General features: G+C 66.5%; 23 protein-coding genes. 18 read left to right on the forward strand and 5 right to left on the reverse strand.

Translation table 11 applies throughout. The features are described 5' to 3' along the window. Positions 1-160 precede the first annotated feature (160 nt). The 7 genes from ACVPT3_RS06775 to ACVPT3_RS06805 all read left to right on the forward strand — a co-directional run bounded on the left by ACVPT3_RS06775 (position 161) and on the right by ACVPT3_RS06805 (position 7,344). Positions 161-1,753, forward strand: coding sequence for a carboxyl transferase domain-containing protein (locus ACVPT3_RS06775; protein ID WP_492043393.1), 1,593 nt, complete (start codon positions 161-163; stop codon positions 1,751-1,753). A gap of 51 nt (positions 1,754-1,804) precedes the next feature. Then, positions 1,805-2,704 (forward strand): enoyl-CoA hydratase-related protein, encoded by a 900-nt coding sequence (locus ACVPT3_RS06780; protein ID WP_492043394.1) that lies wholly within the window; start codon positions 1,805-1,807, stop codon positions 2,702-2,704. A gap of 132 nt (positions 2,705-2,836) precedes the next feature. Next, positions 2,837-3,889: a peptidoglycan DD-metalloendopeptidase family protein gene (locus ACVPT3_RS06785; RefSeq protein WP_492043395.1), complete on the forward strand. Its 1,053-nt coding sequence runs from the start codon at positions 2,837-2,839 to the stop codon at positions 3,887-3,889. A 104-nt stretch (positions 3,890-3,993) separates the two neighbouring features. Next, a complete protein-coding gene (yajC, locus tag ACVPT3_RS06790; protein WP_271166406.1) occupies positions 3,994-4,311 on the forward strand; it encodes a preprotein translocase subunit YajC in 318 nt (105 codons plus the stop codon). 34 nt (positions 4,312-4,345) lie between these two features. Then, complete coding sequence (secD, locus tag ACVPT3_RS06795; RefSeq protein ID WP_492043396.1) at positions 4,346-5,938, forward strand: protein translocase subunit SecD; 1,593 nt, start codon at positions 4,346-4,348, stop codon at positions 5,936-5,938. Further along, complete coding sequence (gene secF, locus ACVPT3_RS06800) at positions 5,938-6,927, forward strand: protein translocase subunit SecF (RefSeq protein WP_492043397.1); 990 nt, start codon at positions 5,938-5,940, stop codon at positions 6,925-6,927. Before secD ends, secF begins: the two co-directional genes overlap by 1 nt. 36 nt (positions 6,928-6,963) lie before the next feature. Then, positions 6,964-7,344 carry a hypothetical protein gene (locus ACVPT3_RS06805; RefSeq protein ID WP_492043398.1) on the forward strand — a complete coding sequence of 127 codons (381 nt, stop codon included), beginning with the start codon at positions 6,964-6,966 and terminating at the stop codon, positions 7,342-7,344. A gap of 46 nt (positions 7,345-7,390) precedes the next feature. On the opposite strand, the gene ACVPT3_RS06810 is transcribed toward ACVPT3_RS06805, so the two are convergent. Continuing rightward, entirely contained in the window at positions 7,391-8,596 is a 1,206-nt protein-coding gene (locus ACVPT3_RS06810; RefSeq protein ID WP_492043399.1) for a pyridoxal phosphate-dependent aminotransferase, read from the reverse strand. Between the two features lie 124 nt (positions 8,597-8,720). Between ACVPT3_RS06810 and ACVPT3_RS06815 the strand changes: the two genes are divergently transcribed. The 8 genes from ACVPT3_RS06815 (at position 8,721) to ACVPT3_RS06850 (ending at position 17,598) form a co-directional block, all read left to right on the forward strand. Further along, entirely contained in the window at positions 8,721-9,434 is a 714-nt protein-coding gene (locus ACVPT3_RS06815) for a TVP38/TMEM64 family protein (RefSeq protein ID WP_492043400.1), read from the forward strand. 284 nt (positions 9,435-9,718) lie between these two features. Continuing rightward, complete coding sequence (locus ACVPT3_RS06820) at positions 9,719-10,759, forward strand: rod shape-determining protein (RefSeq protein ID WP_008260883.1); 1,041 nt, start codon at positions 9,719-9,721, stop codon at positions 10,757-10,759. Between the two features lie 150 nt (positions 10,760-10,909). Further along, a complete protein-coding gene (gene mreC / locus ACVPT3_RS06825) occupies positions 10,910-12,025 on the forward strand; it encodes a rod shape-determining protein MreC (protein ID WP_492043401.1) in 1,116 nt (371 codons plus the stop codon). After that, on the forward strand, positions 12,022-12,540 hold the full coding sequence (locus ACVPT3_RS06830; RefSeq protein ID WP_492043402.1) for a hypothetical protein: 519 nt from the start codon (positions 12,022-12,024) through the stop codon (positions 12,538-12,540). Before mreC ends, ACVPT3_RS06830 begins: the two co-directional genes overlap by 4 nt. Next, on the forward strand, positions 12,537-14,600 hold the full coding sequence (gene mrdA / locus ACVPT3_RS06835) for a penicillin-binding protein 2 (RefSeq protein WP_492043403.1): 2,064 nt from the start codon (positions 12,537-12,539) through the stop codon (positions 14,598-14,600). The genes ACVPT3_RS06830 and mrdA overlap by 4 nt, the downstream gene beginning before the upstream one ends. Continuing rightward, a complete protein-coding gene (rodA, locus tag ACVPT3_RS06840; RefSeq protein ID WP_492043404.1) occupies positions 14,600-15,754 on the forward strand; it encodes a rod shape-determining protein RodA in 1,155 nt (384 codons plus the stop codon). The genes mrdA and rodA overlap by 1 nt, the downstream gene beginning before the upstream one ends. A 96-nt stretch (positions 15,755-15,850) precedes the next feature. Beyond that, on the forward strand, positions 15,851-16,720 hold the full coding sequence (locus tag ACVPT3_RS06845; protein WP_492043405.1) for an SMP-30/gluconolactonase/LRE family protein: 870 nt from the start codon (positions 15,851-15,853) through the stop codon (positions 16,718-16,720). After that, positions 16,717-17,598, forward strand: a complete 882-nt coding sequence (locus ACVPT3_RS06850) for an aldose 1-epimerase (protein WP_492043406.1) — start codon at positions 16,717-16,719, stop codon at positions 17,596-17,598. Before ACVPT3_RS06845 ends, ACVPT3_RS06850 begins: the two co-directional genes overlap by 4 nt. Before the next feature lie 38 nt (positions 17,599-17,636). On the opposite strand, the gene ACVPT3_RS06855 is transcribed toward ACVPT3_RS06850, so the two are convergent. From ACVPT3_RS06855 to ACVPT3_RS06865, 3 genes are read right to left on the reverse strand one after another with little or no spacing between them, the layout of a single operon-like run. Beyond that, positions 17,637-18,275, reverse strand: coding sequence for a 2-dehydro-3-deoxy-6-phosphogalactonate aldolase (locus ACVPT3_RS06855; RefSeq protein WP_492043407.1), 639 nt, complete (start codon positions 18,273-18,275; stop codon positions 17,637-17,639). Further along, positions 18,272-19,162: a 2-dehydro-3-deoxygalactonokinase gene (locus ACVPT3_RS06860; RefSeq protein ID WP_492043408.1), complete on the reverse strand. Its 891-nt coding sequence runs from the start codon at positions 19,160-19,162 to the stop codon at positions 18,272-18,274. Before ACVPT3_RS06860 ends, ACVPT3_RS06855 begins: the two co-directional genes overlap by 4 nt. A 1-nt stretch (position 19,163) precedes the next feature. Continuing rightward, on the reverse strand, positions 19,164-20,738 hold the full coding sequence (locus ACVPT3_RS06865) for a sodium/sugar symporter (RefSeq protein ID WP_492043409.1): 1,575 nt from the start codon (positions 20,736-20,738) through the stop codon (positions 19,164-19,166). A gap of 185 nt (positions 20,739-20,923) precedes the next feature. Between ACVPT3_RS06865 and ACVPT3_RS06870 the strand changes: the two genes are divergently transcribed. The 3 genes from ACVPT3_RS06870 to ACVPT3_RS06880 all read left to right on the forward strand — a co-directional run bounded on the left by ACVPT3_RS06870 (position 20,924) and on the right by ACVPT3_RS06880 (position 24,379). Next, positions 20,924-21,697: an IclR family transcriptional regulator gene (locus tag ACVPT3_RS06870; RefSeq protein WP_492043410.1), complete on the forward strand. Its 774-nt coding sequence runs from the start codon at positions 20,924-20,926 to the stop codon at positions 21,695-21,697. Between the two features lie 128 nt (positions 21,698-21,825). Continuing rightward, complete coding sequence (locus tag ACVPT3_RS06875; protein WP_492043411.1) at positions 21,826-22,575, forward strand: SDR family NAD(P)-dependent oxidoreductase; 750 nt, start codon at positions 21,826-21,828, stop codon at positions 22,573-22,575. Position 22,576: 1 nt separating this feature from the next. Further along, the gene (locus tag ACVPT3_RS06880) at positions 22,577-24,379 is read left to right on the forward strand and encodes an IlvD/Edd family dehydratase (RefSeq protein WP_492043412.1); all 1,803 of its coding nucleotides are present in this window, start codon (positions 22,577-22,579) and stop codon (positions 24,377-24,379) included. Between the two features lie 100 nt (positions 24,380-24,479). Here the strand turns inward: ACVPT3_RS06880 and ACVPT3_RS06885 are convergent, their stop codons facing one another. After that, positions 24,480-25,832, reverse strand: coding sequence for an MFS transporter (locus ACVPT3_RS06885; RefSeq protein ID WP_492043413.1), 1,353 nt, complete (start codon positions 25,830-25,832; stop codon positions 24,480-24,482). Positions 25,833-25,978: the final 146 nt, after the last annotated feature.

Below are 25,978 nucleotides of genomic sequence, written 5' to 3' on the forward strand. Positions count from 1 at the left end.
ATGGGGAGGGGCGGCGAAGCGCAGCGGAGCCGGGGTGGGGAAGTCTGCAGCGTCTCCGCTGCCCTCACGGCCCCACCCGGATCGCTGCGCGATCGTCCCTCCCCATGAAGGGGAGGGAGAATTCCTTGTGACGCCCCGCGACCCCGCCTAAACCACCCCCATGCCGAAGCTGACGTCAGCGGTCGATCCGCAGAGCCCCAGATACAAGTCCCTGCACGCGCACAACAGCGCCCTGGTCGCCGAACTTCGCGACCACGTGGCCAAGGCCGCGCGCGGCGGATCCGACAAGTCGCGTGAACGCCATGTGGCCCGCGGCAAGCTGCTGCCCCGCGACCGGGTCGAACGGCTGCTGGACCCTGGTTCGCCCTTTCTTGAGATCGGCCAGCTGGCCGCCCACGGCATGTATGACGGCGAGGCCCCGGCCGCCGGCGTGATCGCGGGGATCGGCCGCGTTTCGGGTCGCGAGGTCATGATCGTCGCCAACGACCCGACAGTGAAGGGCGGGGCCTATTTCCCGATGACGGTGAAGAAACACCTTCGCGCTCAGGAGATCGCCGAGCAGAACCGCCTGCCGTGCGTCTATCTGGTCGATTCCGGCGGCGCCAACCTGCCGCACCAGGCCGAGGTCTTCCCCGACCGCGACCATTTCGGCCGCATCTTCTTCAACCAGGCCCGGATGAGCGCCAAGGGCGTCGCCCAGATCGCCTGTGTCATGGGCCTGTCCACCGCCGGCGGCGCCTATGTGCCGGCCATGTCGGACGAGACGATCATCGTGCGCAACCAGGGCGCCATCTTCCTGGCCGGCCCGCCTCTGGTGAAGGCTGCCACCGGCGAGGTCATCTCGGCCGAAGAACTGGGCGGCGCCGAGACCCACGGCCGCCGCTCGGGCGTGGTCGATCATGTGGCCGAGAACGATGAGCATGCGCTCGAGATCGTCCGCTCTATCGTCGCCAATCTGAACACGACCAAGTCCGTGGACATGGATGTGCGCGAACCCCGCGCGCCGGCCTTCGCCGCCGAAGAGCTGTACGGCCTTATCCCTGACGACGTCCGCGCCCCCTATGATGTGCGCGAGGTCATCGCCCGCCTGGTGGACGGCTCCGAATTCGACGAGTTCAAGACCCTGTACGGCTCGACCCTGGTGTGCGGCTTCGCCCGCATCTGGGGCTATCCGGTCGCCATCCTGGCCAACAACGGCGTCATCTTTTCCGAGAGCGCCCAGAAGGGCGCCCACTTCATCGAACTGGCCTGCAAGCGCAAGATTCCGCTGCTGTTCCTGCAGAACATCTCGGGCTTCATGGTCGGCGGCAAGTACGAGGCCGGCGGCATCGCCAAGGACGGCGCCAAGCTGGTCACCGCCGTCGCTTCAGCTGAGGTGCCTAAATTCACTGTCCTGATCGGCGGCAGTTTCGGGGCCGGAAACTACGGCATGTGCGGTCGCGCCTATTCGCCGCGCTTCCTCTTCACCTGGCCGAACAGCCGGATCGGCGTCATGGGCGGGGAACAGGCGGCTTCGGTCCTGGCCACCGTCCACCGCGACGCCGAGACCTGGAGCGCGGAAGACGCCGAGGCCTTCAAGGCCCCGATCCGTCAGAAGTACGAGGACGAGGGCAATCCCTATTACGCCACCGCCCGCCTGTGGGACGACGGCGTCATCGACCCGGCCCAGACCCGCGACGTCCTGGGCCTGGCCATTTCCGCCAGCCTGAACGCGCCGATCCCGGACACGACCTTCGGCCTGTTCCGGATGTAACCTATTCCTCCGCCCCTCGTTGGAAAGCGGACCCTCAGTTTGGAGACGACCATGGCCGATCAACCCACCGAAGCCGACCTCAACGCCTTGGACGTCACCGACGCCGAAGAAGCCGAGATCAACCGCATCGCCCATCCGCTGCTGGCCGACGCCGCGCCGGACGCCAATGACGACCTGGTCCAGATCCGGTCCACCACCGACGGCGTCGTCTTCGTCACCATCAATCGGCCCGAGAAGAAGAACGCCTTCGACGCCGCCACCATCGCCGCCCTGCACGAGGCTTTCGAGACCCTGCACGGCGCCGACCATGTCCGCGCGGTCTTTATCCGCGGCGCGGGCGGCACCTTCAGCGCCGGGGCCGATCTGAACTGGATGCGCGACGCCGCCGGCTGGTCCGAGGCCGACAACCGCGACGACGCCCTGGGTCTGGCGAAGATGCTGAAGGCACTGCACGACGTGCCCGCCCTGACCTGCGCCATCGTCGAGGGCGCGGCCATGGGCGGCGGGGCCGGCATAGTCGCCGCCTGCGACATGGCCGTGGCGGTCGAGGGCGCGCGTTTCGCCTTCTCCGAGGTCAAGCTGGGCCTGATCCCGGCGACCATCGCCCCCTATGTGATCGAGGCTGTCGGCGCCCGCCGCGCCCGCCAGCTGTTCCTGACCGGCAACAGTTTCGACGCCGACTACGCCGCCCACGCCGGCCTGATCGACCTGGTCCTGCCTGAAGGCTCGGTCGAGGAATTCATCGCCATGCTGACCGACAGCTTGGTCGGCAACGCTCCCGGCGCCATGGGCGAGGCCAAGCGGCTGGTCAACGACATCGCCTTGCACAAGATCGACGGCGGTCTCCTGGACGACACCGCCAAACGCATCGCCCGCGCCCGCGTCTCCTCCGAAGGCCGCGAAGGCGTCCTCGCCTTCCTCGAAAAGCGCAAGCCCGCCTGGGCAGGTTAGGGCGACGCGGCGCCCCCTCCGTCACGGCACCGGACCGGTGTGTTTCTAAGCCGAACCCCTATTGCGGGGTTGGCTTATGGGACGCGAGCGGGCAAACCGGGCGAGCGGATTTAACCATGTGAGGAGCGGCCGGTGGCGGTGATTTCGGGCTGGATGAGAGCGGTGGTGATCGCGGGGGCGTCGCTCAGCGCGGCGGCCTGTATGACCTATCCGTCCGAGCCGCGATATTCGACCCGACCGACGCCGGCCGGGCAGGGCGCCTATCCGCCGGCCCAGCAGGGGCCCTATGGCCAGCCGGTCCAGGCACCGGTCGATCAGCCGCCGCCGGTGACGGCGCCGGTCGGCTCGGTGGAGGGCGGCGCCCTGCCGCCGCCGGTTTCGGCCGCCCCGGCCCAGCCGGCTTCTCCGACCACGCCCGTCCCGTCTTCGTCGTCCGCCTTGGTCACGCCGGGCGCCGCCTACGAGATTCAGCCGGGCGACACCATCTCGGGCGTCGGCCGCCGGTTCCAGACGCCGGTCCAGACCCTGATCGACCTGAACGGCCTGGGGCCGCGGGGGGCGATCACCACGGGGCAGCGGATCATCCTGCCCGACGCCGCCGTCGATACGGGGCGCGATCCCTACGCCACCGGCCCGTCGCCGGCCGGGGTTCTGGTGCCGAACACCGGGGTCGTCCCGCCGCCGCCGCCGCCGCCCTCGGGCAATCCGGCCCTGCCGGCTCAGACCCGGCCGGTGGAGCCCGCCCCCCGTCCGCCGGTCAGCGCCGCCCCGTCGACGACGCCCCTCGCGGGCGGACCCATCGCCCTGCAATGGCCGGTGCGCGGCGATATCCTGCGCCGCTTCGGCCCCGTCGGCATGGGCGAGCGCAACAATGGAATCAACATCGGGGCTTCGGCCGGTGCGTCGGTCGTGGCGGCGGCCGGCGGCCTGGTCGCCTATGTCGGCGACGACCTGGTGGGGCAGGGGCTGACGGTGCTGATCGTCCACAACGGCGGTTGGCGCACGGTCTACGGCCATCTGGGCTCGGCGACGGTCAAGGACGGCGACAGCGTGCGGGCGGGCCAGCAGATCGGCACGGTCGGCCTGACCGCCGGCGACGGACGCCCCTCGATCCATTTCGAGACCCGCCAGATGCGGGGCGACGACCCCATCGCGGTCGATCCCCTGACCGTATTGCCGCGCTGATCGTTTTAGTCGCGTTGCAATCCGCGAAGCGCGGCCCTAGGTTCCGCGCCTCGTTTTAATGGGGCGCCGACGAGGGCCGCCCCCCTTGTGTTCGGAGAGACCCTATGGGCGCCCCAGCTGACGGCGGCATGATGGCCGTGATCATGCAGTTCCTGCCGATCGTCGCCATCTTCATCCTGTTCTACTTCCTGCTGATCCGTCCGCAGCAGAAGCGCGCCAAGGAACATGCGGCCGCCATCGCCGCCGTGAAGCGCGGCGACACGGTCGTGCTGTCCAGCGGCACCATCGGCAAGGTGACCCGCGTCGAAGAGGGCGAGGTCAATGTCGAGATCGCGCCCAGCGTGAACGTGCGCGTGGTCAAGACGATGATCGCCGAGGTGCGCAACCGCACCGCCATCGCCGCCAACGATTCCAAGGCCTGAGACCCAAGCGTATCGCTGAACCTGGACTGTCCTCATGATTCAGCTGTCGCGCTGGAAAGTCATTCTCGTCGTCGTTTCGGCGATCCTGGGCTGCCTGCTGGCCTTCCCCAATCTGCTGAGCCCGGCTCAGCGGGAGGCCATGCCCGGCTGGCTGCCGAAGAACGCCCTGAACCTGGGGCTGGACCTGCAGGGCGGGTCGTACCTGCTGCTGGAGGTCGATGTGGCGGCGATGCGCGAGAAGCGCATCACCAATCTGATCGAGGATGTGCGGGTCACGCTGAACGGCGAGGGGATCGCCACCAACGGCTTCCAGCGTGAAGCCGGCGGGGTGATCGTGACCCTGGCCAATCCGGGGCAACAGACGGCGGCCTTCGAGGCCCTGCGCCAGCTGGCCGGGGCGGCGGGACCGTCGGGCCAGGTCGAACGGACCGCGAGCCGCGTGGGCGGCGACCGCATCCGCTTCGCCTATACCGACACGGCCCTGGCCGGCATGGGATCGACGGCCGTGGACCAGTCGATCGAGGTGGTGCGCCGCCGGATAGACAGCCTGGGCACGCGCGAGCCCTCCATCACCCGCCAGGGCGCCGACCGGATCGTGGTCCAGGCGCCGGGCGAGAGCGATCCGCGCAAGCTGGAAGAAGTCATCGGCCAGACGGCCCAATTGACCTTCCAGATGGTGGACAGCGAGAATTCGGTGACCGAGGCCATGGCCGGCCGCGTGCCGCCGGACGCCGAACTGCTGATGGACGAGCAGGGCACGCCCTATCTGGTCAAGAAGCGGGTTCTGGTCTCGGGCGAGAACCTGACCCGGGCCGGCGTTGGGGCGGACCAGAGCGGCCGGCCGGCCATCGACTTCCGCTTCGATGGCGCCGGAGCCCGCCGGTTCGGTGAGGCTACGGCGTCCAATCTGGGCAAGCCCTTCGCCATCATCCTGGACGGCAAGGTGATTTCGGCCCCGACCATCCAGAGCGCGATCACGACCGGGTCGGGCCAGATCACCGGCAGCTTCTCGATCCAGGAAGCCGCCACCCTGGTCAACCTGCTGAACGGCGGCGCCCTTCCGGCGCCGCTGAACGTCGAGGAACGCCGGACGGTGACGGCCGAACTGGGCGCGGACGCCGTGGCGGCGGGCGCGCTTTCGACCGCCGTCGGATTCGCCATCATCGTGGTCTTCATGATCCTGGCCTACGGCTTCCTCTTCGGGGGCGTGTCGGTGCTGGGGCTGATCCTGAACGGGGTGCTGATCGTGGCGGCCATGTCGCTGACCCAGGCGACCCTGACCCTGCCGGGCATCGCCGGTCTGATCCTGACCTTCGCCGTGGCCGTGGATGCGAACGTGCTGATCTATGAGCGGATGCGCGACGAGGCCCGGTCGGGCCGCAGTGTGATCGCCAGCATGGACGCCGGCTTCTCCAAGGCCTGGGGCACGATCCTGGACGCAAACGTCACCACCCTGGTGGCGGCGGCGATCATGTTCGTCTTCGGCGCCGGTCCGGTGCGCGGCTTCGCCTGGACGCTGAGCATCGGCGTCTTCACCTCGGTGTTCTCGTCGGTTCTGGTGGCCCAGGTGCTGCTGGCCTACTGGCTCAAGACCGCCAAGCCCAAAAAACTGCCGATCGCGGAGTGATGGCGATGCGTGGATGGCCCTTCATCAAACTGCTGCCGCAGAAGACGAATTTCCATTTCGTCAAATACGCCCGGTTCGCCGCGGTGCTGTCGGTGGTTCTGTGCGTCGCCTCGATCGTGGCGTGCTTCGTTCCCGGCCTGAACATGGGCATCGACTTCCGGGGCGGCGCCTCGATGGAGGTGTCCAAGCCGGCCGGTCAGGCTATCGAGCTGGACCGCGTGCGTGAGGCGGTCAACAGCCTGAACCTGGGCGACGTCCAGGTGCAGGGCATCGCCCGCCGCGACAGCAATGTGGATGACGGCTCGACCGCCATCCTGCGCTTCCAGGTGCCGGAAGGCCGCGATCAGACCCAGGTGGTCAACCAGGTCGAGACCGCAATCAGCCAGACCGTGGGCGAGGTCCAGTATTCGGGCGTCAGCGTCGTCGGCTCCAAGGTCTCGGGCGAGCTGTTCACCTCGGGCCTGCTGGCCCTGGGCGTCGCCATCGGCCTGATGTTCCTCTACATCTGGTTCCGGTTCGAACCGCAGTTCGGCTTCGGCGCCGTGATCGGCCTGCTGCACGACGTGGTGCTGACGTTCGGCCTGATCGTGCTGTTCCGGCTGGAGTTCAGCCTGAACATGGTCGCCGCCATCCTGACCGTCATCGGTTATTCGATGAACGACACCGTGGTGGTGTTCGACCGTCTTCGCGAGAACCTGCGCAAGTACAAGACCATGCCGCTGGGCGAGGTGATCGACCTGTCGCTGAACGAGACCCTGTCGCGGACCATCATCACCGGCGTGACCGCCGTCATGGTGCTGGCGGCCCTGGCGATCTTCGGCGGCGAGGCCCTGTTCGGCTTCTCGATCGCCCTGATGTTCGGCATCATCATCGGCACCTATTCGTCCATCTATGTCGGCGCGCCGATCATCCTGCTGTGGGGCGTCAAGCGCGGCGCCCTGGCCGACGACGCCAAGCCGATCAAACTGGGCATGGCCAGCCGGCCCTGATCATTGCATCCTCTCCCGGAAACGGGGGAGGGCGTGATGAGGCGAAGTTTCGTGCTGGCGGCGATGCTGGTGCTTGGGCCAGGCTTGGCCGAGGCCCAGACCCATGTGGGCAAGGACGCCTATCAGGGCCTGCCGTGGTCGGTCGCGGCGCCGCAGGGGGCGTCCTGGACCCTGGTCTGCCGATTTCGGCCGGTGACGGTCTGGATCAGTCCCTATGAGCGGGACCGCTGGATGAACATCATGACGCAGGAGGGTCGAGGCGATCGCCATGGACGACTGCCCGGCGACAACGGCCGCTGCACCCTGACCAAGACCGGCGGTGAAGGATCGGTCGGCATCGCCCTGGTGAAGAATGGCGTCGCGACGGCGGCGGGCACGCGCGATCCGGCGACGCCGGCCAAGGTGACTGTGTTTTGAGCCTGATCGGGTGGCGGGCGGAGGCCGGGACCCCCGCCCGAAATCCTCAGCGCAGCGAGGCGGCGAAGCGTTGGATGCGGGTGCAGGCTTCTTCCAGCACGGCGTCAGAGGTGGCGTAGCTGATGCGGAAATAGGGCGACAGGCCGAAGGCCTCGCCCTGGACCACGGCGACGCCCTCGGCGTTCAGCAGTTCGGCTGCGAAGGTGCTGTCGCCGTCGATGACCACGCCCGATTCCGTCGTCTTGCCGATCAGGCCGGCGATGGACGGATAGACGTAGAAGGCGCCTTCGGGCGTCGCGCAGGTGATGCCGGTCGCCTGGTTCAGCATCGAGACGACCAGGTCGCGGCGCTTTTCGAAGGCGGCCTTGCGCTCGGGGATGAAGTCCTGGGTTCCGTTCAGGGCCTCGACCGCCGCCCACTGGCTTATGCTGGTGGGGTTGGAGGTGGTCTGGCTGGCCACTTTGCGCATCAGGTCAATGAGCGGCTTGGGGCCGCCCGCGTAACCAATGCGCCAGCCGGTCATGGCATAGGCCTTGGATACGCCGTTGACCGTCAGGGTGCGGTCGATCAAGTCCGGGGCGACCTGGGCGATGGTGGTGTATTCGAAGTCGCCATAGACGAGGTGCTCGTACATGTCGTCGGTCAGCACCCAGACGTGGGGATGGCGGCGAAGGACGTCGGCCAGGGCCAGCAGTTCGGCCTGGGTGTAGGCGGCGCCGGTCGGGTTGGAGGGGCTATTGAGGATCAGCCACTTGGTGCGGGGCGTGATGGCGGCCTCCAGCACCTCGGGGCGCAGTTTGAAGCCGTCCTTCTCCTCGCCGACCACGGTGACCGGCTCGCCGCCGGCCAGCAGCACCATGTCGGGGTAGGAGACCCAGTAGGGGGCGGGCACGATGACCTCGTCGCCGGGGTTCAGGGTGGCGACCAGGGCGTTGAAGATAACCGGCTTGCCGCCGGGGGCGACGTGGATCTGCGACACGTCGTAGGTCAGACCGTTCTCGCGCGCGAACTTGGCCACGATGGCCTTCTTCAGCTCGGGCATGCCGTCGGCGTCGGTGTATTTGGTTTCGCCGCGATGGATCGCGTCAATGGCGGCCTGTTTGATATTTTCGGGGGTGTCGAAGTCCGGCTCTCCGGCGCCGAGGCCGATCACGTCGCGGCCCTCCGCTTTGAGCTTCCGGGCCTGGGCGGTCACGGCGATGGTGGCCGAAGGCTTGACGCGGGCGAGGGCGGAAGATTGCAGGCTGGACATGGGTATCCCGTCGATCTTGGAAGGTTCGTGCCGGGGAAGGCGAGGTTCCTTACGCGCGGAGGCCGTTCGGGACAATCCGCCGAGGCTCGCTAATCGCCGGTCACGGTGATAAGCGGCCCGTCTGATGCGCTGGATCCTCGATTTCCTGTCCAATATGGAGGCGCGGCGCTGGCGCGCCGTGCTGGCGACCGTCGTGTTGCTTGGCGCGATGGTCGCCCTGTTCGCCGTGGGCAAGAGCCAATTGGGCCTGGACGCTGAGGCGCGGCTTGAGGCCTGGCTGGGCGGGTTCCGGCATGGGCCGTGGGGACTGCCGGCGGCGGTGATCGTGTTCACGGTCGCGGCCTTCTTCGGAGCGCCGCAGTTCATCCTGATCGCCGCCTGCGTCGTGGCCTTCGGGCCCTGGTTCGGGTTTCTGTACAGCTGGATCGCCACGGTCGGATCGGCTGCCGTCACCTACTGGATGGGGCGCGGGCCGACGGCGCGGCTGCTGGAGCGGCACGGGGGCAAGACTGTGGGACGGCTGACCCGGTTCGTAGGCAAGAACGCCTTCTACGCCAGTTTCATGATCCGCAACGTGCCCTCGGCCCCCTTTATCGTCGTCAATATGGCGTTTGGGGCGGCCCGGGCGTCCTTCCCCGGATTTCTGGCCGGGTGCGCCTTGGGCGTGCTTCCCAAAACCGCCCTGGTGGCCTTCTTCGGCGGCTCGTTCATGACGGCGGTCAGCGGGGACGGCGTCTGGACCTCGGCCATACTGGCGGGGGTGGCCCTGGTCTGGCTCGGGCTGATGCTGGGCGTTCGCGAATGGGTCAGGCGTCGCGAGGTCGCCCGCGGGGACTGATCGTGAGAAACGCGACGGCAGCATGTTTCACAGGCCGTTCGCCGCCCTCATGACGCTAACGTGAACGGCCCCAAGGGCCAAGCTTATACAGGGCTGGGGGTGAACTGGGGTCCGTCACGCGAAGGGGGTTGTATTCCCTGTTTCATACGGGCACACGAGCCAGCGGTAGGCGTGGCGAAGACGATCAGGAAGCTGTCCGGCAAGGGGATGTCGGGGCGGCGGGGCGTCGCCAGGTCAACTGCGAAACTGACGCCCTCGGTCAAAGAACAACGGTATCGATTCCCATGAGCTTTTCCCTTTTCGGCGCGATCTCCAACGACATCGCGATGGACCTGGGCACCGCCAACACCCTGATCTACATGAAGGGCAAGGGCATCGTCCTGAACGAGCCTTCGGTCGTCGCCCTGCGCAATGTCGGCGGACGCAAGATCGTCCATGCCGTGGGCATCGAGGCCAAGCAGATGCTGGGCCGCACCCCGGGCCATATGGAAGCCATCCGCCCGATGCGCGACGGCGTCATCGCCGACTTCGAAGTCGCCGAAGAGATGATCAAGCACTTCATCCGCAAGGTGCATAACCGCAAGGGCTTCGTGAACCCGAAGATCATCGTCTGCGTGCCGTCCGGCGCCACGGCGGTCGAGCGTCGCGCCATCAACGATTCCTGCCTGAACGCCTCGGCCCGCCGCGTGGGCCTGATCGACGAGCCGATGGCCGCCGCGATCGGCGCCGGCCTGCCGATCCACGAGCCGACCGGCTCGATGGTCGTCGATATCGGCGGCGGCACGACCGAGGTCGCCGTTCTGTCGCTGTCGGGCATCGTCTATTCGCGTTCGGTCCGCGTCGGCGGCGACAAGATGGACGACAGCATCATCAGCTATATGCGCCGCAACCATAATCTGCTGATCGGCGAAACGACCGCCGAACGCATCAAAAAAGACATCGGCACCGCCCGTATCCCGGCCGACGGCGAAGGCCTGTCGATCGAGGTCAAGGGTCGCGACCTGATGCAGGGCGTGCCGCGCGAGGTCCGCATCTCGGAACGCCAGGCCGCCGAAGCCCTGGCCGAGCCGGTGACCCAGATCATCGAGGCCGTGAAGGTCGCGCTGGAAGCCACCCCGCCGGAACTGGCCGCCGACATCGCCGACAAGGGCATCATGCTGACGGGCGGCGGCGCCCTGCTGCGCGGTTTGGACATCGAAATCCGCGACCACACCGGCCTGCCGGTCTCGGTCGCCGACGATCCGCTGTCCTGCGTCGCCATCGGTTGCGGCCGCGTGCTGGAGCACCCGCGCTGGATGAAGGGCGTGCTCGACTCGGCGCTGTGATTTTCCGATCCGCGGCCAGGTGAAAGCCTGGCCGCAAATCCTTTTCAGCCCTGCGTGATCGACGGTTCCATTCCGGCCCCGATTTTGCGATAGGCAGGCAGACGGCAGGGGTCTCCTGCCGATTCCAACCCCTTGTGTGGAAGGTCGCCCGTGGCGTTTCGCGACGGCCCCTTTGAGAACCTGAAGGTGCCGCTGGCCTGGACCGCCGCGGTGGTCGCCGTCGTGGGCATGATCGGGGCGGGCCTGTTGCTGGTCAGCGACCGCGCGACGCCCGAGGGGGGCTCCAGCTATGGGACGGCGCGGGGCGCGGCGGAAACGGTGACGGGCCCGGTCAGCGGGGGCCTGGCGGCGCCGGTGCGCTGGGTCGGCGCTGTGACCGACTATGTCGGCGGCTATTTCTTCGCCGTGTCCGAGAATCGCCGTCTGAAGGCCGAGCTGGCCGAACTGCAGCCGTGGCGCGACCAGGCGATCGCCCTGAAGAACGTCAATGCTCGTTACGAGGCCATGCTGGGCCTGCGAACCGAACCGGCGGTGCCGATGGCGACGGCCCGGGCTATCTCCGACGCACGCGGTCCCTTCAATCGCGCCAAGCTGATCGATATCGGGGCGTCCAAGGGCGTGCGGATCGGCAATCCCGTCATCACCGAACATGGACTGGTGGGGCGCGTCGTCGGCGTCGCCGGCGGCGTCAGCCGCGTCGTGCTGCTGACCGACGTCGCGTCACGCACGCCGGTCCTGGTCGACCGCACCGACGCCCGCGCCCTGCTGACCGGCGACGGCAGCGGCAATCCGCGACTGGAGTTCGTGCGCGGCGCCGGCTCGGTTCAGGCGGGCGACCGGATTCTGAGCTCTGGCGACAGCGGCGGCCTGCCGCGCGGCATCCCGATCGGGGTGGCGGCCAAGGGGATCGACGGCAGCTGGCGCGTCAAGCTGTTCAGCGACCGTGGGCCGGTCGACTATGTCCGGGTTCTGCTGTTCCAGGACTTTGGCCAGCTGATCGATCCGAACACCCTGAATGCACCGCCCCTGGCGGGCCTGACCACCGCTCCGCCGCCTGGCGTGGAGCAGGCGGGCGCCATCGACGACGCCAGTGCGCGCCGACAGGCGGCCGCGCAGGCCCAGGCGGAACGGGCGCGGATCGCGGCGGCGGCGCCCGCCGCGCCGTCGCCGACCCGTCCTGCTCAACCGCGACCCGCCGAGGCTCGGCCGGACACAGCTCCGCCCGCCTCCGAGAGGACGACGCCCGGGACGGAGGGCGCGACGTGAGACGGCCGGTCGCGGTCCGCGTCGTGGGCCCCCTGCAGTGGATCCTCTATCCGGCCCTGGCGGCGGTCGCAGCCACAATCGTCTTCGCTACCCCGGTCGAGCTTTTCGGCCTGACCTTGCCCGAGCCGGTGTTTCCCATGGTTCTGGCCTTCGCCTGGCCGCTGATCCGGCCGTCGATGACGGCGCCGGCGGTCCTGTTTGCTCTGGGCCTGTTTCTGGACCTGTTCTGGAATGGTCCCCTGGGTCTGTGGTCCATGTGCCTGATGGGGGTCTATGGCGTGGTCCTGCTGTCGCGAAACCTGTTGGCGGGACATGAAGGCGTGATCCGGTTCGCCTGGTACGCCGCCTGCACCCTGGGCGCCTTCCTTGTCGCCTATGTCATCGTGGCGGTCCGGGCCGCCAATCCGCCGGCGATCCTGGCCCTGGTCGCCCAGATCGCCCCGACCCTGATCCTGTTTCCGGTCGCCGACTGGATGCTGGAACGGTTCGACGACGGGGATATCCGGTTCCGATGAGCGGCGAACCCTCGATCTTCTTTTCCGACGTCAACGAGCGCCAGGGGTCGTTCCTGCGCCGGACCTTCGTGTTTGGCGGTCTGACGGCCCTGGGGATAACGGCCCTGGTGGGGCGACTGGCCCAGCTTCAGGTCGTCCAGGCCCAGGAATATGCGACCCTGTCGTCGCAGAACCAGTTCAACTTCCGCCTGGTGCCGCCGCCGCGCGGCCTGATCAAGGATCGGAACGGCGTGGTCATCGCCGGCAACCGCCCCAGTTTCCGGGTGCTTGTGATCCGCGACGAGACCAAGGATCTTGACCAGACTCTGGACCTGCTGGGCCGGTTGCTGCCCGACACCCTGGAGCGCCGTCGAGCCATCATCCGCGACGTCAACGCCTCGCCCAAGTTCAATCCGGTCCCGGTCAAGAGCGACCTGAGCTGGGAAGAGTTCGCCAAGGTCAATCTGTACGCCAATGAGCTGCCGGGCGTCATGGCCGACATGAACGACGCCCGCTACTATCCGTTCGGCGGGTCGTTCGCCCATGTCATCGGCTATGTGGCCAAGGTTTCGGATCGCGATATCAAGGCGATCCGCGACAAGGGCGAGACGCCATCGCCTCTGTTGTTTAACCCCAGTTTCCGAATCGGTCGCCAGGGTGTGGAGAAGGCGCTTGACGAGGCCCTGCGCGGCGAGCCGGGGGGCAATCGTGTCGAGGTGGACGCCCGTGGTCGGGTAGTTGCCGAAGATGTCGGTGGGTCGCGCCCCGCAGTTCCCGGACAGGAAGTGGTCCTGACTTTGGACGCCGATGTTCAGAACCGGGCCTTGGAAGTGTTCGGCGAGGAGTCCGGCGGCTGTGTGGTCATGGATGTTCGGAACGGCGACATCCTGTGCATGGTTTCGGCGCCGTCTTTCGATCCAAACCTGTTCGTCGGCGGCATTCCCTCCAACGTTTACAGCGCGCTCCGTGACTATGAGCGGAAACCCCTTCTCGACAAGGCTATCGGCGGGGTTTTCCACCCTGGTTCGACGTTCAAGCTGACGACCTCGCTCGCCCTACTGGAGGCGGGGGTCGATCCCGAGGAACGCGTGGTTTGCACAGGGGGATATCGCTTCGGGGCGAGAACCTTCCGTTGCTGGAAGCCCGGCGGCCATGGGCCGACGAATATGCACGACGCGATCAAGACGTCATGCGACGTCTATTTCTACCACATGTGCAATCGTGCCGGAGTGGACAAGATCCAGGAAGTCGCCAAGAAGATCGGCTTCATGCAGACCTATGACATCGGGGTTGGAAATCAGAAGGCCGGGTCTGTTCCGAGCAGGGCGTGGAAAGCGGACTATAACAAGAATAATCCAAACCCGGATTCTCGCACATGGTACCCGGGCGAGACCTTGTCGGTGGCGATCGGGCAGGGGGATGTGAACGTCACAGCCTTACAGCTCGCTGTGACCACGGCTCGTTTCGCCAACGCACGCAAAGCCATCATGCCACGGTTGATCAAGTCAGTAGGCGGGGTGGATCAACCCAGTGGCGCGGCAGTTCCGGACTTGCCCTTCTCTCAGGAGCACCTCGAGATCGTGCGTCAGGGCATGGTCGCGGTGGCCAATGATGTCGGCGGCGGGGCCTATCGCCAAAGTCAGTTGGGGCTGGGCGACATTACAATGGCTGGAAAGACAGGCACGGCGCAGGTGCGGAACTACGGATCCGGTTCACGCAAGAGCGCTGATGTTGGCTGGGCTCTTAAGGACCACAACCTGTTTGTCGCTTTCGCACCAGTCGATGAGCCGCGATACGCCATCGCAGTCATTATCGAACATGGTGGTCTGGCTGGATCGACCGCAGCCGCACCGCGCGCTCGCGAAATAATGCGGACGGTCTTGCTCAAGGATCCGGATATGGTGACGCGCATGACGCGTCCCCCGCCGCCGGAGCCTACGGCGTCTGAGGAAACTGCGGAGTTGGAAGGCGTGGCGCCCCCAGAACCGGACGTCGTAGCCGTCGCCCCGTCGCCTCGCACGACATCCAATCCGACGCCCTCGGCCGAAGGTCCGCGCCCCTATCTGTCTGAGCCGCGCTGATGACCGCTTCCGCCCTGTCCCGTCCCGGCGAGCGCGAGCGCGTTTCGACCAAGATCAGCCAGATCGACTGGCGCCTGCTGCTGCTCATCTGCGCCGTCGGCGGGGCAGGGGCGATGATGCTTTATTCCGTCGGCGGGGGATCCTGGTCGCCCTGGGCGGCGAAGCACCTGATCCGGTTCGGCATATGTTTGGCGCTGATGCTGGGCCTGTCTATGATCAACATCAGGTACTGGTTCGGCCTGGCCTATCCCATCTACGGCGTGGCCCTGTTTCTGCTGGCCCTGGTTGAGACTCCGCTGGGCTATACCGCCTTGGGCGCCACCCGCTGGCTGGACCTGGGCTTCACCCGCATTCAGCCGTCCGAAATCATGAAGATCGGCGTCGTTCTGGCCCTGGCGCGCTGGTATCATGGCGCTTCGGCCAAAGAGGCGAGCTTCCATTGGAAACTGATCGTCCCCATCGGCATCATCGGTCTGCCGTTCATACTGGTCGCCCACCAACCTGACCTGGGTTCGGCCATGCTGATCGGCCTGACCGGCGCAGCCATCATGTTCATGGCGGGTCTGAACTGGAAGATCATCGCGGCGGTCGCCGCCGTCGCCATAGTCGCCGTGCCGCCCTATGTCATGTTCGGCATGCACGATTATCAGCGGCACCGGGTGCTGACCTTCCTGAATCCTGAGGCCGATATGGCCAACAAGGGATATCAGATCGTGCAGTCGAAGATCGCCATGGGATCCGGCGGCCTGCTCGGCAAAGGCTTCGGCCTAGGCAGTCAGAGCCAACTGGAGTTCCTGCCCGAACGGCACACCGACTTCATCTTCGCCGCCTTTGCGGAGGAGTTCGGCTTCGTCGGCACCTTCTTCTTGCTCAGCGCCTATGCGGCGATCATATTGATTTCACTCCGAATAGCCTCGCTATCGCACAGTCATTTCGGACGATTGGCCGCTTCGGGCGTCATCGCCACCTTCGCCATGTATGTGCTGATCAATGGGGCGATGGTCATGGGGCTGGCGCCGGTCGTCGGGGTGCCGATGCCGCTGCTGTCGAATGGCGGCACGGTCATGCTGACGGTGATGATCGGTTTCGGCCTGGTGATGGCGACGCGTGTGCACCGTTACGCCGAACTGCCCAAGGGCCACGGCCTGATCTGATGTCGGGCGCGCCGTTTCCAGCGGGACAGCCGGGCGGTCGTCGCCACGGCGATGGCATTCCGCCGCCGGATCAATATTTTCAATTCGGGGCAAACCATGAATGAAGCGGAACTGGCCTCGCCGGAACTGGTCTGGGACATCCAGGCGGAATTGGGCGAGGGGCCCGTATGGGACGCTGAGCGCAAGGCGGTGTGGTTCGTCGACATCAAGGGTCGAAAGCTGCACCGCTACACCCCCGCGAGCGGCGACAAGGCCTCATGGGACACGCCAGACCAGACCGGGTTCGCCCTGCCGGCCGAGGACGGCTCGCTGGTCTGCGGCGTCCGCGGCGGCCTGCATCGGTTCGACCCGGAAACGGGCGTCTTCACCCTGATCCAGCCGGTCGAGGCGGACCGGCCGCAGAACCGGCTGAACGACGGCTTTGTCGCGCCCGACGGGTCGCTGTGGTTTGGGTCGATGGACGACAGCGAACAGGTCCAGACCGGCGCCCTCTATCGCTGGTTCCAGGGCGAATTGACCCGGCATGACGACGGATACGGCGTCACCAATGGTCCGTGCCTGAGCCCTGACGGGCGGACCCTGTATCACCACGACACCCTGGCCAAGACGGTCCTGGCCTTCGACCATGCGGACGGGGTTCTGTCGAACCGCCGGGTATTCGCCGTGACCGAGGACGGTTACGCCGACGGACCGAGCATGGACGCCGCCGGGGTCCTGCACGTCGGCCTGTTCAACGGCTGGGGCGTGGCCAAGTTTTCGCCGGATGGCCAGCGAGTCGGCAAGATCGAGGTTCCTGTCCAGACGGTGACCAAGGCGGCCTTCGGCGGCGAGGATCTACGCGACCTCTATCTGACCACGGCGTGGTTGGGGAACGCCGACAAGCGCGGCGAGCAGCCGACCCTGGGCGGGCTTTACCGCGTGCGGGTCGAGACGCCGGGGCTGGCGCAGAACAAGATCAAGCTGTGAGCCTGCTGACGCTGACAGCAGGGGACTGGCGCGCGACGATGGCGCCGGACCAAGGTGGTGCGATCCTGAGCCTGGACTGGCGGCGACAGCCCGTCTTCCGGCCCACGCCCGAAGGGGCGACCGACATGCTGCTGATGGCCTGTTTTCCCCTGGTTCCCTACGCCAATAGGATCGCCGACGCGCGGTTCGAATTCGAGGGGCGGGACGTGCGCCTGACGGCGCAGGATCGGTTCGCGCCCCATGCCCTGCACGGCGACGGCTGGCTGAACCCCTGGACGGTCGAGGCGGTCTCCGACGACAGCGTGGAGATGAGCCTTGAACGGTCCGGTGACGTCGATGCGAACGGCGGTGGCTGGCCCTGGCCGTGGCGGGCGCGGCAGACGGTTCGGCTAACCGATCAGGGGATGGAGGTCGTCCTCTTGGTGACCAATACCGGCGATGCGGTGATGCCGGCGGGGCTGGGTCTGCACCCCTATTTCCACAAGTTCGCCGACAGTCGTCTCAGCCTGTCGGCGACGGGGGTGTGGCTGACCGATGCGCGCGAAATCCCTGAGCGGCTGGCGACGCCCGATGCCGTGGTCGATTGGCGCGACGGACTGGCCCTGGCCGAGGCCCCCTTCGTCGATCACGCCTATGCCGGTTGGGACGGGAAGGCGGTCATGGAAGGCGGCGGGCGGCGCGTGACCCTGCGCGGCGGGGCCGGCGCAGGCTGGGCGCAAGTCTATGCGCCCGTCGACGCGGATTATTTCTGCGTCGAGCCGGTGACGCATCGGCCGGATGTGCTGAATGCGCCGGCAGGGGAGCAGGGCGGTCTGGCGCGACTGCTGCCGGACGAAAGCCTGAGCCTGGTCATGACCGTGACGGCCGAAAACTTCTAGCGGAGATGACGCGTCGTCTCGGCGACGACGCGCCGAACTCAGCGCGCGGGGACGGCCTTGGTCCAGGCCGCGACAAAAGCGGCGGCGTTGGCACCGACCTGGTCAGGTGATTGGCCAGGCTTGAACACCGCCGAACCAATGCCGAATCCTGAGGCTCCGGCTGCCAGCCATTCGCCCATGCTGTCGGGATCGACGCCACCGACCGGGTAGACGCGGGTGGCTGCGGGCAGGACAGCGCGAACCGCCTTTAACCCCTTGGTTCCCGCGATCTCGGCCGGGAACAGTTTCAGGGCGTCGGCGCCGGCGTCCAGGGCGGCGAAGGCCTCGGACGGGGTGAAGAAGCCGGGCAGGGACAGCAGGCCCAGCGCCTTCGTCTCGCGGATGACGTCGGTGTTGGTGTTGGGCGAGATGATCAGCTGGCCGCCGGCCTGGGCGACTTCGCTGGCGGCGGCGACGGTCAGGACCGTGCCGGCGCCGACCAGAGCGCGGCCGTCCAGGGCCGCGCGCAGACGGCGGATGCTCTCCAGCGGCTCCGGCGAGTTCAGCGGAACTTCCAGGCAGCGGAAGCCGGCAGCGACGATGGCTTCGCCGACGGCGACGGCCTCGTCGGGCTTAAGGCCACGCAGGATGGCGATCAGCGGCAGGGCGTCCAGGCTTTCGACGGTGGGGGAGATCATCGGGATACAGCCTCGTGAATACGCCACAGGCCCAGGGCCGTGGCGGCGGCGCCGTCCGCAATGCGGACGTCTTGGAAATCGGCCTGCGCCAGAGCGGAGGCGTAGCGGCGACACAGGGGATCGGCGCCGATCAGGATGATCGGACGGTTGCGTGCGTCGACCTGGGCGGCGATCTCGGCCCCGATCAGCAGACCGGACAGATAGTCGGCGGCGGCCGCGGCCGAAAGCCGCCCGGCGAGACTTTCGACCCGGACGGAGAACAGGTTGGCGGTCACGGCCGGGTCGTGCAGCGCGCGCGTCACGCCGGCGGCGAAGGCGTCATCGTCCACCCCCGGATCGCCCATGCCGCCGCCCAGGATCGTGCCCTTGCGGATCGCGGCGAACAGCTCGCCGGTCATGAAGGTGCGAAAATCGGTGATCCTCCCTTGGGCGGTGCGGATCCATTTGCTGTGGGTGCCGGGGCCCACCACCACGGCGTCGTCCTCGAGGTCGAGGCCCAGGACCTGGGTCTCCTCGCCGCGCATCACGTCCTGAAGGCGTTCGTTTTCGAAGGCCGCGACACCGGGCACGAGGCGGACCAGGGGCGCGTCATCCGGCGAGGCGACGGCGCCGGCCAGGTCCGCGACGCCGGCGGGGCAGGGCAGATAGGCCATTTCGCGCCACCGGCCGCGCGCGCCGGCCATGCCGCTGACCAGCACGGGCAGGCCTTCGCTCAACCAGTCGCCGGCCACATCCCGGAGGACGTCGTGGAACTGGTCCGGCGTCAGGCCGCCCGCGCCGCGCGGGTCCGAACGATTGTCCAGAACCCGGCCGCCTTCGGCGATCCGCATGGCGCGCAGATTGCTGGTGCCCCAGTCGATCCCGATCAGGCCTGTCGTCACGCTCACCCTACCACCAGATCGAATAGACCAGGATCAGGAAGCAGACGACGCCGACGGCGGCCAGGTTGAACCCCAGCGACGTCTTGTAGCTGATCTGGTCCAGCTTGATCTTCATGGCGTCCGGCTTGGCTGGGACCAGCAGGGAGACGATGACGGCTGCGATCAGGGAGACGACGAAGACGACGCCGACCCGGTTCATGAAGGGGAAGATGAACTGACCGGTTTCCTGCAGCCACCAGAAGATGGCCGACAGCACCACCGAGCCGATGGCGGCGGTCAGGGCGCCGGCTTCCGACGCGCGCTTCCAGAACAGGCCCAGCATGAAGATGACCACGATGCCCGGCGTGAAGAAGCCCGTGAACTCCTGGATGAACTGGAAGGCCTGATCGAAGCCGCCCAGGAGGGGGCGGGCGGTCAGGATGCCGATGACCACGGCGACCACGGCGGCGATGCGGCCGACCGTGACCAGCTGATGCTCGGGCACGTCCTTCTTGATCTTGGCGTAGAGGTCCAGGGTGAAGATCGTCGAGATCGAGTTCACCTTGGACGCCAGCGAGGCGATGATGGCGGCGATCAGGGCGGCGAAGACCAGGCCCTTCAGACCGACCGGCAGCAGGTTCATCATCGACGGATAGGCTTGGTCCGGCGCCGACAGGTTCGGCGCCAGGATCAGCGCAGCCATGCCGGGCAGGACCACGATCACCGGCATCAGCAGCTTCAGATAGGCGGCGAAGGCGATGCCCTTCTGGGCTTCCGGCAGCGACTTGGCGGCCAGGGCGCGCTGGATGATGTACTGGTTGAAGCCCCAGTAGCTGATGTTCATGACCCACAGCCCGCCCAGCAGAACGGCGATGCCCGGCAGTTCCTGATAGTGGGGGCTGTCCTTGGACAGGATCATGTCGAACTTGTCCGGGAACTCGGTCAGCAGGGTGTGGAAGCCGGCCAGGGCGCCGCCGGCGCCGCCGATGGTCGACAGGGCGATAAAGCCGATGATCAGGCCGCCGCAGACCAGCAGGGCCACCTGGACGATGTCGGTCAGGGCCACGGCCTTCAGACCGCCCCACAGCTGATAGGCCAGGGCGAAGACGCCGATGGCGACGATGGCGTAGTCCTGGTTGAAGCCGGTGACGGTGTGGACGGCGATGGCGCCCAGCCACAGGATCGAGGTCACATTCACGAAGACGTAGAGCAGCAGCCAGAAGACGGCCATGACGTTGCGGATCGTCGGTCCGTACCGTTGCTGCAGGAACTGCGGCATGGTGACGATGTCGTTGCGCAGGAAGATCGGCAGGAAGAACTTGCCGACGATCAGCAGGGTCAGGGCCGCCATCCATTCGTAGGAGGCGATGCCCAGGCCGATCACATAGCCCGAGCCGCTCATGCCGATGATCTGTTCGGCCGAGATGTTGGCCGCGATCAGCGAAGCGCCGATGGCCCACCAGGGCAGGCTCTTGGACGCCATGAAATAGTCGGTGGAGGTCTTCTGCTCGCCGGCCTTGCTGCGAGAGACCCACTGGGCCAGGCCGAAGATGAAGACGGCGTAGATCGCCAGGATGGCGAGATCGATGCCCGCGAGCGTCATGTGCATTTCCCCACTACGGCCCTTTGGTCGGGCTTCCGGCGAAGCCTAAGGGAGCCGCGGGCGAGCCGCAACGATTTTTTATATATGCGTAAACATTTTACCCGCGACAATGCCATGTCGACACCTTAAGCAGGCTTCATCCGATAGGAGCCACGGTAGCCTACATATCTCCCGACAGGATTCCCATGACCGACCAAGATCCGACCGACGATCGCAAATACCGCGCTCCGGCGCTCGAGAAGGGTCTGGACGTACTCGAACTGTTGTCGGCCCAGGGCGAACCGATGACGCCGTCGCAGATGTCGGTCACGCTGGGCCGATCCGTCAGCGAGCTGTTTCGGATGATTCAGGTGCTTGAATTTCGCGGCTATATCGAACAGTCGCCCGACGGCTATCGGCTAACCAACCGGCTGTTCACCCTGGGCATGACTCAGGCGCCCATTAAATCCCTGATCGATGTCGCCATGCCGGCCATGCGGGACTTGGCGTCTACAACGCGGCAATCCTGCCACCTCGTGGTGCCGTCTGGCGACCAGATCGTGGTTATCGCCCGCATCGAAAGTCCAGGCGACCTCGGTTATTCAGTCCGGATCGGCTATCGCCGTAGTATTCTCGACGCGACCTCCGGGCTGATGTTCTATTCCCGCGCCAACGATCGCGCGCGCCAAGATCTGCACGATCGTCTCGTCGCCCTGCACGGGGAGTCGGCGGTTGACGAGTTCGCGGAACGGGCAGCCGCGATGACACGAGGCGCGCACGTCGAGCGGGCCAGCGACTTCGTCGTCGGCGTGACCGATCTGGTCGCCCCTATCATGGGCTCGGACGGCGTCATCGCGACGCTTATCACGCCCTTTATCGAGCAGACGCCCTCGGCGCGTAGCAAGGCGGAAGCGGCGATGCTGCTGGTGCGGACGGCCGCCGCGATTTCTGACCAGATGAGCGCCGTTTCACAGGCCTGAGGTCAGAAGCAGTCCACCGTTGACATGGGCATTGGCGCTTGCCATTTTCGTAGACGGCAACGGTTTCATTTGTAAAAGATTACAAGCCGCCGATTAACGGCGGGCGTCGAGGAGGCGCGCTCAACATCATGGCCGCCATCTATTCCGATCTGAAGGACAAGACCGTCATCGTCACCGGGGGCGCCGGCGGCATAGGCGAAGCCATAGCACGCGCCTTCCACGCTCAGGGCGCCCGGGTTGGTGTTCTCGACCGCGACGCCACGCGTGGCGCCCGGCTTCAGGATGAACTGGGGCAGGGCGCGTTGTTCGTCGCGTGCGACCTGACCGACATTCCGGCGTTGAAAACCGCAGTCGCCGAGATTCGGGCGGCGTTCGGCCCGATCGACATCCTGGTCAACAACGCCGCCCATGACGAACGTCATGCGACCCTGGACGTTACCGAGGAATACTGGGACGGCCGGATGGCCGTGAACCTGAAACACCAGTTCTTCGCCGCCCAGGCGGTGCTTCCCGACATGAAGGCGAGCGGCAAGGGCGCCATCGTCAATCTGGGCTCGACGTCCTGGATCATCGGTCAGGGCGGAATGCCGGCCTATACGGCGTGCAAGTCCGCCGTCATCGGCCTGACCCGTTCGCTCGCTCGCGACTTCGGCCCCTTCGGCGTTCGGGTGAACGCCGTGGCGCCCGGCTGGATCATGACCGAACGCCAGCTGGAGCTGTGGGTCACGCCGGAGACCGAAAAGGAAATCTACGCCAACCAGTGCCTCAAGCGCCGCCTCGTGCCGGACGACATCGCCAAGGTGGTCGTCTTCATGTGTTCGGACGAGGCGGGGGCGATCACCAACCAACACTATGTCGTCGATGGCGGCTGGACCTGAAATGACTGATACCTCGAAGCCCAAGAAGACGCTCCGCAGCCGCGCCTGGTTCGACAATCCGGAAAACCCGGACATGACGGCGCTCTATCTGGAGCGCTATCTGAACTACGGCCTGACGCGCAAAGAGCTTCAGTCGGACAAGCCGATCATCGGCATCGCCCAGACCGGCTCGGACCTGTCGCCGTGCAATCGTCACCACCTGGTGCTGGCCGAGCGCGTCCGCGAGGGCATCCGCGAAGCCGGCGGCATCGCCATGGAGTTCCCGGTCCATCCGATCCAGGAAACCGGCAAGCGCCCGACCGCCGGTTTGGACCGCAACCTGGCCTATCTCGGTCTCGTCGAGAGCCTGTACGGCTATCCGCTGGACGGGGTGGTCCTGACCATCGGCTGCGACAAAACTACGCCCGCCTGCCTGATGGCGGCGGCGACGGTGGATATTCCCGCAATCGCCCTGTCGGTCGGACCGATGCTGAACGGCTGGCACAAGGGCGAGCGCACCGGGTCGGGCACGATCATCTGGAAGGCGCGTCAGATGATGGCGGCCGGCGAGATCGACTATGACGGATTCATCGAACTGGTGGCGTCGTCGGCCCCTTCGGTCGGCTACTGCAACACCATGGGCACGGCGACGACGATGAATTCGCTGGCCGAGGCCCTGGGCATGTCGCTGCCCGGCTCGGCCGCCATTCCTGCCCCCTATCGCGAGCGAGCCCAGGTCGCCTATGAGACCGGGCTGCGGATCGTCGAGATGGTGCGCGAAGACCTGAAGCCGTCCGACATCCTGACGAAGGAGGCCTTCCACAACGCCATTGTCGTCAATTCGGCCATCGGCGGTTCCACCAATGCGCCTATCCACCTGACGGCCCTGGCCCGCCACGCCCATGTCGACCTGCCGCTGCAGGACTGGCAGACCGAGGGGCTTCATGTGCCGTTGCTGGTCAATCTGCAGCCTGCCGGCGACTATCTGGGTGAGGACTATTTCCACGCGGGCGGCGTGCCGGCGGTGGTCTCGGAACTGATGAAACAGGGGCTGATCCGCGAAAGCGCCCTGACCGTCACAGGCAAGTCGATCGGCGACAACTGTCGCGCCGCCGAGATCATTCTGCCGGACGTGATCAAGACCTTCGACGCCCCGATGAAGACCGACGCCGGTTTCGTCGTCTTCACCGGCAATCTGTTCAACTCGGCCATCATGAAGCTGAGCGTGATCTCGCCCGAGTTCCGCGAACGCTATCTGTCCAACCCCGACGACCTGAACGCCTTCGAAGGCCCGGCCGTCGTGTTCGACGGGCCTGAGGACTATCACCACCGGATCGACGACGAGAGCCTGGGCATCACCGAACAGACCCTGCTGTTCATGCGCGGCGCCGGCCCCATCGGCTATCCCGGCGCGGCCGAAGTCGTGAACATGCGGCCGCCGTCCTACCTGATCAAGAAGGGCGTCAGCGCCCTGGCCTGTATCGGCGACGGACGCCAGTCGGGCACCTCGGGCTCGCCGTCGATCCTGAACGCCTCGCCCGAGGCAGCGGCGGGCGGGAACATCGCCCTGCTGAAGACCGGCGACCGAGTGCGGATCGACCTGAACACCGGGCGCGCTGACATCCTGATTTCGGACAAGGAACTGGCCGAGCGCCGCAAGGCGTTTGAGGCTGCGGGCGGTTACAAATATCCGGTCTCCCAGACCCCGTGGCAGGAGATGCAACGCGACGTGGTCGGTCAGTTGGAGACAGGGGCCGTGCTTGAGCCCGCCGTCAAATATCACCGCATTGTCGACAGGTTCGGCCTGCCGCGCGACAATCACTAAAGGTCGCCGCGAGACCTGCCGGTCTTGCGGCGATGGCTATCCAAGCAAAAAGCCCCGGTCCCGTCTGACGGCGCCGGGGCTTTTCTGATTGGATCGGGTGTCAGGTCCTGGGCGCGCGGGTCTTGTCGGAGGAGCTGCGCGCCAGTTCCCGATTGAGCCACAGGGCGACCAGGGTGCAGATCGCGCCGGACAGCAGATAGGCGCCGGCGGCGATCAGGCCGAACTGGCTGGAGATCCACAGGGCGACCAGGGGCGCGAAACCGGCGCCGAACAGCCAGGCCAGATCCGAGGTCAGGGCCGATGAGGTGTAGCGGTTTGCCAGAGAGAAGCTGGAGGCCACCGGCCCGGAAGCCTGACCAAACGACAGGCCCAGCAGGATAAAGCCCGAGATCATGAAGACCAATTCGCCGGTGGCGCCGCCGTTCAGCAATTGCGGAGCGAAGCCCGAGAAGGCGGCGATGCCGGCGGCGGTAACCGCCAGCAGAGTCCGTCGGCCATAACGGTCCGCCAGCAGGCCCGACGCCAGGATGGCCAGGAGGCCGAAGACGGCGCCGACCATTTCGATCAGCAGGAAGCGGACCGGCGTTTCCTGGGTGAACAGGAAGACCCAGGACAGGGGGAAGACCGTGACCATGTGGAACATGGCGAAGCTGGCGAGGGGCGCGAAGGCGCCGATGGCGATCCGCGGACCCTCTGCCTTGATGGCGGTCTGGACGGGAGTGGGTTGCAGTTCGCGGGTTTCGAACAGGTTCTGGAAGCTGGGCGTCACAACGATGCGGAGACGGGCGAACAGGGCCACGACGTTGATCGCAAAGGCCACGAAGAAGGGGTAGCGCCATCCCCAATCCAGGAAGTCAGCCGCCGACAGGGTGTTCAGGAAGAAGGCGAACAGGGCGGAGGCGACGATCAGACCGATAGGCGCGCCCAACTGCGGGATCATGGCGTACCAACCGCGACGGTTCTCGGGCGCGTTCAACGCCAGCAGCGAGGCCAGTCCGTCCCAGGCGCCGCCGAGGGCGACGCCCTGACCGATGCGGAAGAGCGCCAGAAGCACGGCGGCGGCGATCCCGATCGTCTCATAGCCAGGCAGGAAGGCGACTGCGACAGTCGAGGTGCCCAGCAGGAACAGGGCGATGGTCAGTTTGGCGCCGCGACCGAACCTCTGGTCGATGGCGATGAACAGAGCCGTGCCCAGCGGACGAGCCAGGAAGGCCAGGGCGAAGACGCCGAAGGAGAGCAGGGTGCCGCCGATCGGCCCGGCGAAGGGGAAGATCAATTGCGGGAAAACGACTACGGATGCGATGGCGTAGACGAAGAAGTCGAAGAACTCGGAGGTGCGGCCAATGATCACGCCGATGGCGATCTCGCCGGCGTCCACCTTGCCATGATGGGCGTGGAGGGCCGTGGCGTCGCGTTCCAGCGACTCTGACGAAGGGGTCGTCGAGGCGGACATGGGCTGGGATCGCTCCGTGATGCTGAGAGAATTTGAGGCTACGGCGGTAATGCCGCATTATGACCGCGCGCCCTTTGCGATGAAAGTCGCTGCAAGAGGATAGGACAGATTGTCCAATGTCGTTCCTAATCGAAGCTGACTATCCG

Source organism: Brevundimonas sp. FV1ps31S (genome assembly GCF_058681265.1).

Coding starts and splice junctions, on each gene's coding strand:
- ACVPT3_RS06855 (WP_492043407.1), bottom strand. CDS start 18,275: ATGATCTCCCCCACCGTCGAAAGCCTGGACGCCCTGCCGCTGATCGCC.
- mrdA (WP_492043403.1), top strand. CDS start 12,537: ATGAGCGGCGAACCCTCGATCTTCTTTTCCGACGTCAACGAGCGCCAG.
- ACVPT3_RS06845 (WP_492043405.1), top strand. CDS start 15,851: ATGAATGAAGCGGAACTGGCCTCGCCGGAACTGGTCTGGGACATCCAG.
- ACVPT3_RS06810 (WP_492043399.1), bottom strand. CDS start 8,596: ATGTCCAGCCTGCAATCTTCCGCCCTCGCCCGCGTCAAGCCTTCGGCC.
- ACVPT3_RS06865 (WP_492043409.1), bottom strand. CDS start 20,738: ATGACGCTCGCGGGCATCGATCTCGCCATCCTGGCGATCTACGCCGTC.
- rodA (WP_492043404.1), top strand. CDS start 14,600: ATGACCGCTTCCGCCCTGTCCCGTCCCGGCGAGCGCGAGCGCGTTTCG.
- ACVPT3_RS06815 (WP_492043400.1), top strand. CDS start 8,721: ATGCGCTGGATCCTCGATTTCCTGTCCAATATGGAGGCGCGGCGCTGG.
- secF (WP_492043397.1), top strand. CDS start 5,938: ATGGCGATGCGTGGATGGCCCTTCATCAAACTGCTGCCGCAGAAGACG.
- ACVPT3_RS06805 (WP_492043398.1), top strand. CDS start 6,964: ATGAGGCGAAGTTTCGTGCTGGCGGCGATGCTGGTGCTTGGGCCAGGC.
- ACVPT3_RS06870 (WP_492043410.1), top strand. CDS start 20,924: ATGACCGACCAAGATCCGACCGACGATCGCAAATACCGCGCTCCGGCG.
- ACVPT3_RS06875 (WP_492043411.1), top strand. CDS start 21,826: ATGGCCGCCATCTATTCCGATCTGAAGGACAAGACCGTCATCGTCACC.
- ACVPT3_RS06820 (WP_008260883.1), top strand. CDS start 9,719: ATGAGCTTTTCCCTTTTCGGCGCGATCTCCAACGACATCGCGATGGAC.
- secD (WP_492043396.1), top strand. CDS start 4,346: ATGATTCAGCTGTCGCGCTGGAAAGTCATTCTCGTCGTCGTTTCGGCG.
- ACVPT3_RS06780 (WP_492043394.1), top strand. CDS start 1,805: ATGGCCGATCAACCCACCGAAGCCGACCTCAACGCCTTGGACGTCACC.
- ACVPT3_RS06775 (WP_492043393.1), top strand. CDS start 161: ATGCCGAAGCTGACGTCAGCGGTCGATCCGCAGAGCCCCAGATACAAG.
- ACVPT3_RS06885 (WP_492043413.1), bottom strand. CDS start 25,832: ATGTCCGCCTCGACGACCCCTTCGTCAGAGTCGCTGGAACGCGACGCC.
- yajC (WP_271166406.1), top strand. CDS start 3,994: ATGGGCGCCCCAGCTGACGGCGGCATGATGGCCGTGATCATGCAGTTC.
- ACVPT3_RS06880 (WP_492043412.1), top strand. CDS start 22,577: ATGACTGATACCTCGAAGCCCAAGAAGACGCTCCGCAGCCGCGCCTGG.